Source organism: Clostridioides sp. ZZV14-6154 (genome assembly GCF_020657785.1).
GTDB lineage: Bacteria > Bacillota > Clostridia > Peptostreptococcales > Peptostreptococcaceae > Clostridioides.
The window spans coordinates 1-251 of the sequence record NZ_JAGWCY010000098.1; the positions used below are offsets into that span (position 1 = coordinate 1).

A 251-nucleotide genomic window follows, 5' to 3' on the forward strand; every position below is an offset into this window, starting at 1 on the left:
CTCAAAATTAAACAGTAGGCAATTCTCCTTAGAAAGGAGGTGATCCAGCCGCACCTTCCGATACGGCTACCTTGTTACGACTTCACCCCAGTTATTGATTCCACCTTCGACGACTTCTTCCAACAGGTTAGATAATCGGCTTCGGGCGTCTCCAACTCCCGTGGTGTGACGGGCGGTGTGTACAAGACCCGGGAACGCATTCACCGCAGCATTCTGATCTGCGATTACTAGTAACTCCAGCTTCATGTAGG

General features: G+C 50.6%; 1 rRNA gene. It reads right to left on the bottom strand.

Going from position 1 to position 251, the window contains the following annotated elements:
- Nucleotides 1-32: 32 nt before the first annotated feature.
- Nucleotides 33-251: ribosomal RNA gene (locus KGF45_RS20605) — 16S ribosomal RNA — on the bottom strand; the annotation flags it as partial.